The following is a 12,233-nucleotide window of genomic DNA, read 5'->3' on the forward strand; positions in this document are numbered from 1 at the left end:
TACCCTTTGCTGGGGCTATTGGACATCTTTCCTAATTAAATTTCTCGCCACAAAAGCACAAAAACACAAAATTTCACAAAAGTATTTGTGTGTATTCTTCGTGACTTGGTGTCTTAGTGGAAATTTTTTCATTTTACTTTGTTTTAATCCAATTAGGAAAGATGTCTATTACCCGGCAGAAACACCCCCGATAGTTATTAGCGCCACATAAATTTCAAGAAAAGTCATGCAACTATTTTTCTAAAATAATCGTCTTGTATTGAGAATACACCCATTTCAAAAAAGACATGATTGCACAGATTATAGTTATCTGTTTTATCGAATGAAAAAATCTTCTTTTATAATTTGCACAATACCAATTGCTTTTATACCTTTGCCTTGTCAAATCCAATATAACATGAAAAAAATTATCCTCTTTTCTCTTTTTTTATTTATTGCTTCATGCATTTTCGCTCAAACAAACTCCGCTGGCGTGGCGAGTTGGAATCCTATCGGACTGGATGTTGCCGGGCACAATACGATAAAAGGCATTGAAGCATTTTATCAGCTAAACAACTGCAAGGGAGAAAATGTTGTTTTTGTGCAACTCATCAACCACAACAATTATGCTGTCACTGTGGAATGGTATCCTGCTGTTTTCACAAAGGAATTAAAATGGATTAAAAAAGAAAATCCCTCCGATAAAATAAGCGTAACGCTTAATGCGAATGCTGAATTAGCCGGAGATTGTTCAGGCGCCTATCAAGCAACAGCGCTTCACCTGAAAGATTTTTCTGTTAACGCAGCTGATTTTAACCGATACGGAGTTTCTAACTTTGTTATTTATCCTAAATAATTTTTCACATGAAAAAAATATACTCCGCTCTTTTCTCCGTTTTACTTTCGCTTATGAGCTTTGGTCTCCATCTGGAGTCCTTCGGACAAAGCACTGTGAGCACCACTGTTTATTACACCGGATTTCAGGCATGTGGCGGCTGCACTGTTTGCGGTATGGATTACTGGTGTTTCAATACATTGGGCAGTTACTGCGGAAATACAGGACCTTGCGGCACCCAAGCATTTTTTGACCCTGTTCCTCCCGGAAATCTGGTTACCAACATTCAGGTTCAATATTATTCTGCCGAGTGCAGCGGAGGTGGTCTCACAGCTACTATTAACGGCAACAGTGTTCCAACGGTTTACGAAGGCGCCACCGGTTGCTGGTGCTCCAACAATCCTTGTGCGGTAAGTGCAACTTCTTCCAGCAATTATCCCTGCGGAATGCCCGGCTATGTTTATGGCGGCAACAATTCATTACAATTGTGCACAGGAGCTGATGTGTGTGTAAATAAGATAGTTCTTATCATCACTTATTATCTTCCATCTGCAATAAATCCTTCCATCACGGCAAGTGGTCCAATAAATTTCTGCCCGGGTGGAAGCGTGGTGTTGGATGCAGGCGCGGGTTACGCTGCTTATTCATGGAACACGGGTGCTAATACACAAACTATAAATGTTACCACTGCCGGAACTTATGTTGTAACTGTTACAAGTCTTTCCGGATGCACCTCAGGTTCTGCATCAATCACAGTGAATGTATTTGCAAATCCCGCACCAAACATTACCGCAAACGGACCCTTAACTTTTTGTCAGGGCGGAAGCGTTGTGCTTGATGCAGGAGCAGGCTACACAAATTATTCATGGACAACCGGAGCAAACACGCAGACAATTTCTGTTTCTGCTTCCGGCACCTATGGCGTAACGGTTACTGATGCGAACGGATGCGTTGGTTCAGCAAGTATAAATGTTACAGCGAGCCCAATGCCGAGCGTTTCAGCTTCTTCAACACAGGCGGGCTGCACGGTGGCTAACGGAACTGCCACAGCCAATCCTTCGGGCGGAACTCCTAACTATACGTATCTCTGGTCAAACGGAGACGCAAACCAAACTGCCAATAATCTTTCAGCAGGAACTTACAACGTAACTGTTACCGATGCCAACGGATGCACGGCTCAAACTTCTGTAACTGTTACAACGGCAAACGGTCCTTCCGTTTCTGCAACCACAACACAGGCGGGCTGCACTGTGGCGAACGGAACTGCTACTGCAAACCCCTCAGGCGGAACTCCTAACTATACGTATCTCTGGTCAAACGGAGATGCAAACCAAACAGCGAATAATCTTTCGGCAGGAACTTATGTTGTTACGGTTACCGATGCCAACGGATGCACGGCTCAAACTTCTGTGACCATTACCATTGCAAACGGTCCTTCGGTTTCGGCATCGTCAACAGTTGCAGGATGCACCATGGCAAACGGAACTGCTACTGCAAACCCCTCAGGCGGAACTCCTAACTATACGTATCTCTGGTCAAACGGAACCTCCAATCAAACTGCCAATAATCTTTCAGCAGGAACTTACAGCGTAACAGTTACCGATGCCAACGGATGCACGGCACAGACTTCTGTGACCATTGCAATTGCAAACAGTCCTTCTGTTTCTGCCTCTTCAACAGTTGCCGGATGCACTGTGGCGAACGGAACTGCTACTGCAAACCCTACAGGCGGAACTCCTAACTATACGTATCTCTGGTCAAACGGAACCTCCAATCAAACTGCCAATAACCTTTCAGCTGGAACTTACATCGTAACAGTTACCGATGCCAACGGATGCACGGCTCAAACTTCTGTAACTGTTACAACTGCAGTCGGACCTACCACTACTGCATCTGTTATTGGTAACGCTTCCTGTAATGGAGGAAGTAATGGTTCTGCCTCAGCATTTCCTTCGGGCGGCACTGCTCCTTACACCTATTCATGGAGTACTACTCCTGTTCAGAATTCTCAAATAGCAACGGGTCTTTCAGCAGGAACTTACGTTGTTACTGTTACCGATGCCAACGGATGCACGGCACAATCTTCGGTAACAATCTCGCAGCCACAACCGTTGTCGGCTTTAACAACGCCAACCGATCCTCTCTGCTATTTAGGAAATAATGGTTCTGCAACCGTTTCTGTAACTTTCGGAACCGCTCCTTATACTTATTTATGGAGTACCTTTCCTCCTCAAAACACCCAAACGGCAACGGGACTTTCTGCAGGAAATTATAATGTTTCCATTATAGATGCTAACGGATGCACCACGCAAGCTTCAGTAACTGTTTCTGAACCCCAACCTATCACATTTAGTGTTAACGGAGATACCAGTATTTGTGCTGGAGAAAATGCAATACTGACTGCAATTGCAGGTGGCGGAACTTCTCCTTACACCTTTGTATGGGTTCCCGGACCTCAAAATGGTGACACTATAACTGTAAATCCTTCCTCTTCTTCTTCTTATACAGTTGCCATGACCGATGCAAACGGATGCGCTTCTTCCGTACAAATATTTAATGTAAATGTTAATCCTGCCCCCACTGCTCTTTTTGATTCTTCCTCTACAGGCACTTTTAGTGCTGTCTATTCATTCACTGATTTGAGCACTGGAGGAACATCATGGTCATGGGATTTTGGTGATGGCTCAAACGGCTCCACCGCGCAAAATCCTGTTCACACTTTTCCCGGTGCTGCAACATACACAGTAACACAGATTGTGTTCAACCAGTACGGATGCCCAGATACTTTCAGAATCATCATTAACTTCAATGAAGGAATTTTAATCCCCAATGTTTTCACTCCTGATAACGATGGTGTGAATGATGTGTGGTACATTCCCAACAGTGGCATGAAAGAATTTCATGTAGAGATTTTTGACCGATGGGGCGCAAAAGTTTTTGAAACCACTGCCGATGAAATAAGATGGGACGGACATTCTACTTCCGGAAAACTTCTCAATGACGCAACTTATTATTTTGTACTTCATGCCATTCTAAAATCCGGTTCTATCGGAAAAGATTACAGTACACAAGGATACGTTACTCTTCTGACAGGTAACAGGAAGAAGTAAAACATCATCTTCGATAAAAACAAAAACCCAGACAACTTTTTATCTGGGTTTTTTATTGCTCCTCGAGTAGGACTTGAACCTACGACCCTCTGATTAACAGTCAGATGCTCTAACCAACTGAGCTATCGAGGAATATTTTTAGTAAAACGGGTGGCAATATTACATAAAAAATACGTATATCTTAGCGCAAAATTATCTCTATGAGTTTACTCATTGTCGGAACTGTTGCATTTGATGCCATCGAAACTCCATTCGGAAAAACCGATAAAATCATTGGCGGGGCTGCTACTTATATTTCTCTTGCTGCCTCCTACTTCACAGATAAAATAAATCTTGTTGCCGTTGTCGGAGATGACTTTCCGAAGGAATCCATTGAGATGATGCAAAAACATCATGTGAATACGGAAGGACTTCAAATCAAGAAGGGAGAAAAAAGTTTTTTCTGGTCTGGCAAGTATCACAATGACATGAACACGCGCGATACGCTTGCCACAGAACTAAATGTGCTTGCTGATTTTAATCCCATCGTTCCTGATTCATACAAAAACTGCGAGTTCCTCATGCTTGGAAATCTTCAGCCCTCTGTTCAGCAGAAAGTAATTGCACAATTGCCAAGAAGACCAAAACTCATTGTGCTTGACACCATGAACTTCTGGATGAATATCGCTCTGGATGAACTTTTAAAAACAATTAAGATGGCGGATGTTCTGACGGTGAACGATGAAGAAGCAAGAATCCTTTCCAAAGAACATTCGCTGGTGAAAGCCGCGCAGAAAATACTGCAGATGGGTCCGAAAATTCTCATTATCAAAAAAGGAGAACATGGTGCATTGCTGTTCAATAAAGAACAGGTGTTCTTCGCCCCTGCTCTCCCGCTTGAAGATGTGTTTGACCCAACTGGCGCAGGCGATTCGTTTGCAGGTGGATTTATAGGTCATCTTGCCAAGACAAAAGATATTTCCTTTGATAATATGAAACGCGCAATAATCTTTGGCTCCGCTATGGCAAGTTTCTGCGTAGAAAAATTCGGAACAGAAAAATTGATTGGCTTGACTCAGAAAGAAGTGGACGAGCGTGTGCAGGAATTTGTGGATCTCGTGCAGTTTGAAATTGAAATTGATTAATTTCCCTTCGCAATCCAGCTTTCAGGATTCATCATGGATTGCCCTTTCCAGATTTCAAAGTGAAGTTCGGTGTTTGAGTTATCATCGGTGAGAACTTTTCCTATGGATTGCTTGGTTTTGATTTTCTCTCCTGATTTTACAAACGCTTCATACAAATTGGAATAAACGCTGAGGTATTCCCCGTGCTTGATGATGACAACTTTTCCTTCCAGCCCGCCAACAGAAGCAACCGCCACAACTGTTCCGTTAAAAACCGAACGAACATTTGCACCTTTATTGGTTCCGATATTGATTCCATTGTTGCTGATTTTTATTCCGGGCATGTCGGGATGATCGTGCGTGCCGAATATTTCTGTAATAACACCTTCAGTCAAAGGCCATGGGAGTTTTCCCTTATTGCTTTCAAAATCGTTAGAAAGGTCTTTTTCTTCGGGCGTGAGCGTAATTTTTTTAATATCTCCTTTAGCAGAAGGATTGGATTTTTTTATCTGGTCGTCAATCACTTTTTCAATTGCTTTGCGAAGTTTTTCCGCTTGTTCTTTTTTCTTTTTTATTTCAGCGCGGATATCCTTTTCCTTCTTCTGTAAATCAGTCAAAACAACTTCTTTATTCTTTTTCTCTTTGGAAAGGTTTCCTGTTTCAATTTCTTTTTGAGTAAGTGTTTTGCTCTGTTGTTCCTTTCGGTTTTCAAGTTCCTGCTTCTTGGTTTGAAGTTGACGCTGCGTATCCTCTATTATCCCAGCCTGTTTCTTTCTTGCTTCGGTATAATACTCCATGTATTTTATGCGCTGGAATGCCTGATTAAAATCCTGTGAAGCAAACAAAAACATCAACCTTGAATAAGAATCACGGTTCTTATAGGAGGCAAAAATTATTTTCGCGTAATCGTTTTTCAGAATTTGCAATTCTGTTTCTTTCTGATGGATGTTTTGCTGCGTTTCTGAAATAGTGCCCTCTATCATATCAAGTTCCTTGCCTATGGTAGCGATTAACTGCTGCTGTTTGGCAAGTTTATTATTCAGAATCGCCAGCTGAATCATGGAGCGGTTCTTATTTTTCTTTACTTCATTCAACAATTTGTTTTGATATTCAATTTCTTTTTGAAGTTCCTGTTTTTTATTCTCTAAATCTTTTTTCTTTTGGGTTTGAGCAATAGCATTATTCCAAAATAAAATCATTATCAACAGATAAACTGCATATCTAAAACTGAAAAATGTAAACTTATTTAATGCGATCATATCCCTCTGGTATTGTAAACGGAAATGTCTGTTCTTTATTGGCGCTTGCCTTAGTATATTCCAATGCAACGGTAATGATCTTATCGGATTTTATATAATAAGTAAGATTTCTGGGCGTGAAAATATTTTTTGTTTGCCCATCAGGCAAATCAACATTCTGAAAATTATCAAAATATGCATCAAACTCTCTGCGCGATTCAAACTCACGGAAAAGAATTCTGACAATCTTAAAGGTGCTGTCAAGAAGCCAGATATTCTGCGCGGGTTCTTTGAGTTCTTTTCCTTTCTCAATCACTTTGCGAAGTTTTCTTTTCCTGATTGTGCCGAGAAGATACTTGCAGGAATCAATTCCCGCTCTGAGTTTTTCATCTTCCATGTAAAACTCAACGCTGTTGCCAACCAGCAGCGACTGAAGAATTTCCAGGTCAATTTCCGTCTTAAGCATTTTAGTGAGTGTGTCGTAATCCCCTACAAAATATTTGTTATGAATTCTGTCAATGAACTTGATGGAATCTTTTGTGGCGGAAAAACGAATCACTTCAATTCCCAGTGCAGGAGAAATAGATGCCCAGATGACACTATCCTTTTTCATTCTCAGCGCTATGGTAAAATCTGTTCCTTTATCGTCAATAATTACGCTGGCTTTTATCTTCCCGCTGAAAGTGGAATATTCTACCTGGTTTTGTTTAAGAAGAGAAGTAAGAGTTTTTGCGCTCTTATAATCTAATTTACATTTTGTTGCTTCATGAGGAGGGAGATTTTTTTTCGCTTTGCAGGCGAATAGGAGCGGTAAGAGAAATAAAATAAGTGTATGATGGATCTTCACTTATTCGTAAAGTTTTTTATCTGCTATTTTTTTGTCGAGCAAATCAGAATATTTACCAGTTGTTTTTGCTTTCAGCCAGTAATCAAATGCTTTGTCAGGCTGTCCGAGCTGATAAATAATATCTCCGTAATGTTCCAGAAGAGTTCCGTTTTTTTCTCCTCCATGCTCCATCGCCTTTTCCTGCCAGCGTTTTGCTTCATCATAATTTTTTTTCTTATACAACACCCATGCGTAAGTATCCTCGTAGGATGAATTATCTTTAACAAGTTGATTCGCTTTCAATCCCATTTTCTCTGCCCTGTCTAAATTATCATTTCGGAGGGAAAGATAATACGCCCAGTTATTCATCACATTGGCATTTTCAGGATCAAGATTGATTGTCTTTTCGAAATTTTCATCCGAAAGTTTGTACTCTTTCAAGCTGTTGTAGCAATCTCCGAGTATGGAATAAAACTGTCCGAGTAATTTTTTATCACCGGCCACATAATCTTTTCCGTTGTTAATCGCATCAATGGCTTCTTTATATTTTTTCTTTTGATAATTTGCGCTGGCGTTGAAAATATAATTATACGGCTCGGAAGGAAATAATTCCATTGCCTCTTTGCTGTCAGATTCCATGGCATCGAAATCGCTGAGTTGTTCGTCCAGCACCATCACCTGCTGCCATATTGGGTAGCGGGTTTTATCCAGCGAAATCGCTTTGCGGAATGCTTCCCGGGCTTCTTTATTTTTTCCGTCACGGTTAAGGAAATCTCCCTGTAAAGAATAGGTCTTTGCATCGTGAGGATGAACACGCAGAAGAATGTTAATCAATGTATCTGATTCTTCTCTTTCGGCCTTAAACTTTTCAGGGATATTAAAATAATTGATGAGGATTTTTACTTTATCGTCAATGTTCAAATCTGGATTTTCAAAGGCAATGCGAACATGCTGAAATGCTTTTTTGTCTTCTGAAATTCCTTCGTAATAATCAGCAATCATGAGATGCGCTTCGGGGTCGCCAGGATCAATTTCAAAAATCTTATTGCATATTTCTATCGCTTTGTCCGGCTTGTTGTTCTGAAAATACAAATCAGCAAGCATGCGGTAATATCTTGTCTCGCGCGGATCAGAATCAATGAGGCGCTGTGCTTCAGCAACTGCCTTGTCAAACTGGTTTTGTGTGAGGTAAACTCTCTCTTTCTGCAAAATAATTTCTTCTGTAATACCAATCATTGCTTCAATATGGTCGTACACCTCAAGAGCATCTTTTATTTTATTGGCATGAAGGAGCGCAGATGACCATAAAAAATAATAATCTATTTTATCAGGTTTCATTTTCACCAATCGCTCAAAAGAAGAAGAGGCATCATTGTATTTTCCTGTTTCCATAAAACATTTTGCAAGAAGCAGGCGATACCACTCATTGCTGTCATCAAGTGACACAGCCTTTTGCGCGTAAGGAATTGCATCAGCACTTTTGCCGATTCCGTTATCAATAAAAGCAATTTCATACATGGATGCTGCATGATTTGGATACACATCAAGGCATTTTTTGAAATGATCAATCGCTTCGGGATAATTGCCCTGAAGTTTCTGGATAATTCCATCCGTATAAGCTACATCTAATTTTCTCTGTTCGCCATAGGATAACGGAAGGCGATCAGTTTTTCCACCAACAGAGTTTTGTGAAACAGATTGAGGAGATTTACATCCAAAAACCAGAACTGAAGCACTGAGAAGAATGGATTTTAAAAAAATATTTTTCATATTGATTCCCTTAACGTAGGAAAGTTACAAAAATTTCAACTCTTGATAATACTGTAATCACCAACGCTTGCATCGTTTGAATTGCCTGAGAACTCTACAAAACTCCCCAACATGGAGTTGGAAAGCTTTGCGTTTTTAATCTTTGTATTCGCCTGAACAATCACGTTTTCTACTATGGAATTTTCAATTACTGTGTTATCGCCAATTGAAGCAAAGGGACCGACTGTTGAATTGATTATCTGAACGTTATTTCCTATCACACAGGGAGGAATTATTTTAGAATTTTTAACATTTGCATCGTTGGGATTTGAACTCTTTCCGTTGCTATAATAGGTTTCAAGGATTCTTTTGTTCGTGTAAACCGTTGCGTCTTTGTTTCCGCAATCGAGCCATTCAGCAACCTGCGATGTAACAAACTTAGTTCCTTTTTTTTTCATATTCTCCATCGCGTTCGTCAGTTGGAATTCTCCTTTCTCTTTTATATTGTTATCTATCAGGTATTGCATTTCTTTTTTCAGATAAGCACCTTCTTTAAAATAATAAATTCCGATGATAGCTAAATCAGAGATGAAAGTTTGGGGCTTTTCCACAAAATCAGTTATGTATCCTTCTTTATCCAGCTTCACCACACCGAACTGGCGCGGGTCTTCTATCTTCTGAACCCAAATGATTCCATCTTTTTCAGTATCCACTTTCGCTTTCAAATCAGGAATGAAAAGCGTATCAGAAAAAGCAATGAGAACTTTTCCGTCAAGAATTTTTTCTGCGCAAAGAATAGCATGCGCTGTTCCAAGCGGTTCGTCCTGATAAAAAATATGTCCTTTCGCTCCAAGTTTCTCAGCCACCTTAATCAGATTCTGTTCCGCCTCTTTTCCGAATGCTCTTGAAATCACATAGCCGACATCCGTAAATTTTTCATGACATATTTGCGCAAGGTCTTCCACAATTCGCTGCACCATCGGTTTGCCTGCAATCGGAATCAAAGGTTTTGGAATGGTGAGCGTATGCGGACGCATTCGTTTTCCCATTCCTGCCATCGGTATAATTATTTTCATATTAGTAGCACCTCCTAAATCCTCCCCATTGGGGAGGACTTTTTATTTTTGGCTCCACCGTCTTTTCCCTCCCTAATGGGGAGGGTCAGGGTGGGGCTTGGTTTTTATTTCTTCCCTGTACTGCCGAATCCTCCCACACCTCTTTCCGTTTCTATTAATTCTTCAACTTGAATCCACTCCGCCTGTTCATGTTTTGCGATTACCATTTGCGCGATTCTTTCTCCATCATTGATAGTGAAATCTTCTTTTGAAAGATTTACAAGAATCACTTTCACTTCTCCGCGGTAATCTGCGTCAATGGTTCCGGGAGAATTTAAAACAGTTAATCCATTTTTGAAAGCAAGACCCGAGCGCGGACGAATCTGCGCTTCAAATCCTACCGGAAGTTCAATAAATAATCCTGTGGGAACTAACGTTCTTTCCAGCGATTTCAAAACAATGGGCGAGTCTAAGTTCGCACGTAAATCCATTCCTGCGGACGCATTCGTAGCGTATGATGGAAGCGGATGTTTCGACTTATTAATTATTCTGACTTTCATTTTTCTTTCTGAATAAATTTTTCCGCTCAAAGATAAAAACAATAATCACAAACAGGACAAGCAGAGAATTCTTTGCCGCAATATCCAAAATATCAGATTTAATTTCCAGATAATGTGACAAAGCGAACAAAAGCAACGCTAAAGCCAAGTAACCAAGCGTTCGTTTCATGTCGTATTTCACAGGATAATATTTATTGCCGATAAAATAAGAAAGCGTCATCATTCCCGCATAACAAACGAGCGTTGCCCAAGCGCTTGCCATGTAGCCGTATATCGGAATGAAAACAAAATTTCCAATGAGCGTAATGACCGCACCGAAGATGGTGAGATACGCTCCCCACTTTGTCTGCCCGGTGAGTTTATACCAGATGGAAAGATTGAAAAATACTCCAAGAAAAAAGTTTGCCATGAGAAGAATTGGTACAACTGCAAGTCCGTCACGAAAATCTCTTCCTACAAAATATTGTATCCAGGAAATATTCATCATCGTTCCGAGAAAAATGATCATGCAGATGATGACGAAATAATCCATCACACGCGCATAAACCTGTTTTGAATCTGTTTCCTTTGCATGCGAAAAGAAAAATGGTTCCGCAGCAAATCGAAAGGTTTGAACGAACATGGTCATGATGATGGAGATTTTATAACACGCACCGTAAATACCTACTTGCTCGAGCGCGATGTTAGAAGGAAGAAGATACTTGAGAAGAATTCTGTCAATCGTTTCATTCGTCATTCCTGCTAGACCTGCAATGAGAAGAGGAAGTGCATATGGTAAAATGGTTTTGAGCATGGAGAAATCCAGAATCCCCCCTGCCCCCCTTTGCAAGGGGGAAACAGCCTTGAGGATGGAAGGAAGAAGCACTAAAAACGTAACCACACTTGCAATAAGATTCGAAATGAAAATATATCCTATTCCGATTTCAGGATTGTAAAAACATGCAAGCGAAGAATTTTTCCCTGCGTCAAATTCGCTTTTGCAGATCCAGAGAAAGAAAACATTGAAAAAAATATTTACCGCAATGTTTAAAGTTTTAATCAGCGCGAAGTTTTTTGCTTTGTTCTGCTCGCGGAGTTTTGCAAAAGCAATGGAAGAAACTGCGTCAAGTCCAAGAATCAGCGCAAACCAGGTGATGTATTCAGGATGTGTTGGGTATTCAATAAGGTTTGCAATGGGCTGAAAAAAAATGGTAAGCCCTGCAATGAAAACAGCTGAAGTAAGAGTTACACAAGTAAGAATAGTAGAATAAACTTTCTGTTTGTCATCTTGAAGTCTAGAAAAATTAAACAGCGCAGTTTCCATTCCGTAAGTGAGAACGATAAGAAGAAAAGAAACATACGCATACATCTCATTCACTGTTCCGTATTCGGATGTGGAGAAGTTGTAAGTGTAAAGTGGGACCAAAAAATAATTCAGCAAACGCCCGATGATAGTGGGCAAGCCGTAAATGGCGGTTTGCGAAGCAAGTTTCTTAAAAGGATTCATTAATGGTACAGATAACAAATCATTTACAGATTTACGAAATTACAAATAGATACAAATAATTTGTAATATCTGTAGTTTTGAAAATTAGTATGAGATTCGTTATCTGCACACTCGTTAACGATATTTAACTAACAATATTGATTGGATAACTGCAATTAAAGTAGGAAGCGAAGGTACAAAGTAACTTCGCCACCTCTCACACCACTGTACATGCTTAGACGCATACAGCGGTTTCATAAAGTTTTAATCGTTTGTAGTTTGCCGATAAACTGTAGTAACCTTCTTTTGCAAA

General features: G+C 40.3%; 9 protein-coding genes and 1 tRNA gene. 3 read left to right on the top strand and 7 right to left on the bottom strand.

The window, feature by feature from the left end:
• The first annotated feature begins 397 nt into the window (after positions 1 to 397).
• A complete protein-coding gene (locus tag HY841_12725; protein MBI4931626.1) occupies positions 398 to 835 on the top strand; it encodes a hypothetical protein in 438 nt (145 codons plus the stop codon).
• 8 nt (positions 836 to 843) lie between these two features.
• On the top strand, positions 844 to 3,924 hold the full coding sequence (locus HY841_12730; protein ID MBI4931627.1) for a gliding motility-associated C-terminal domain-containing protein: 3,081 nt from the start codon (positions 844 to 846) through the stop codon (positions 3,922 to 3,924).
• A 58-nt stretch (positions 3,925 to 3,982) separates the two neighbouring features.
• Here HY841_12730 and HY841_12735 read toward each other — a convergent pair.
• Positions 3,983 to 4,056: transfer RNA gene (locus HY841_12735), tRNA-Asn, on the bottom strand.
• 68 nt (positions 4,057 to 4,124) lie between these two features.
• Between HY841_12735 and HY841_12740 the strand changes: the two genes are divergently transcribed.
• Entirely contained in the window at positions 4,125 to 5,048 is a 924-nt protein-coding gene (locus tag HY841_12740) for a bifunctional hydroxymethylpyrimidine kinase/phosphomethylpyrimidine kinase (protein MBI4931628.1), read from the top strand.
• Here the strand turns inward: HY841_12740 and HY841_12745 are convergent.
• The 6 genes from HY841_12745 to HY841_12770 form a co-directional block, all read right to left on the bottom strand.
• Positions 5,045 to 6,226 (bottom strand): peptidoglycan DD-metalloendopeptidase family protein, encoded by a 1,182-nt coding sequence (locus tag HY841_12745; protein ID MBI4931629.1) that lies wholly within the window; start codon positions 6,224 to 6,226, stop codon positions 5,045 to 5,047. The genes HY841_12740 and HY841_12745 overlap by 4 nt on opposite strands.
• A gap of 43 nt (positions 6,227 to 6,269) precedes the next feature.
• Positions 6,270 to 7,112: a DUF4292 domain-containing protein gene (locus tag HY841_12750; protein MBI4931630.1), complete on the bottom strand. Its 843-nt coding sequence runs from the start codon at positions 7,110 to 7,112 to the stop codon at positions 6,270 to 6,272.
• Positions 7,113 to 8,861, bottom strand: coding sequence for a tetratricopeptide repeat protein (locus HY841_12755; protein ID MBI4931631.1), 1,749 nt, complete (start codon positions 8,859 to 8,861; stop codon positions 7,113 to 7,115).
• 35 nt (positions 8,862 to 8,896) lie between these two features.
• Positions 8,897 to 9,916 carry an NTP transferase domain-containing protein gene (locus HY841_12760; protein ID MBI4931632.1) on the bottom strand — a complete coding sequence of 340 codons (1,020 nt, stop codon included), beginning with the start codon at positions 9,914 to 9,916 and terminating at the stop codon, positions 8,897 to 8,899.
• Positions 9,917 to 10,020: 104 nt separating this feature from the next.
• On the bottom strand, positions 10,021 to 10,455 hold the full coding sequence (dut, locus tag HY841_12765; GenBank protein MBI4931633.1) for a dUTP diphosphatase: 435 nt from the start codon (positions 10,453 to 10,455) through the stop codon (positions 10,021 to 10,023).
• A complete protein-coding gene (locus tag HY841_12770) occupies positions 10,436 to 11,941 on the bottom strand; it encodes a polysaccharide biosynthesis C-terminal domain-containing protein (protein ID MBI4931634.1) in 1,506 nt (501 codons plus the stop codon). Before HY841_12770 ends, dut begins: the two co-directional genes overlap by 20 nt.
• Positions 11,942 to 12,233: the final 292 nt, after the last annotated feature.

It is taken from the genome of Bacteroidota bacterium, assembly GCA_016213405.1.
GTDB lineage: Bacteria > Bacteroidota > Bacteroidia > Palsa-948 > Palsa-948 > Palsa-948.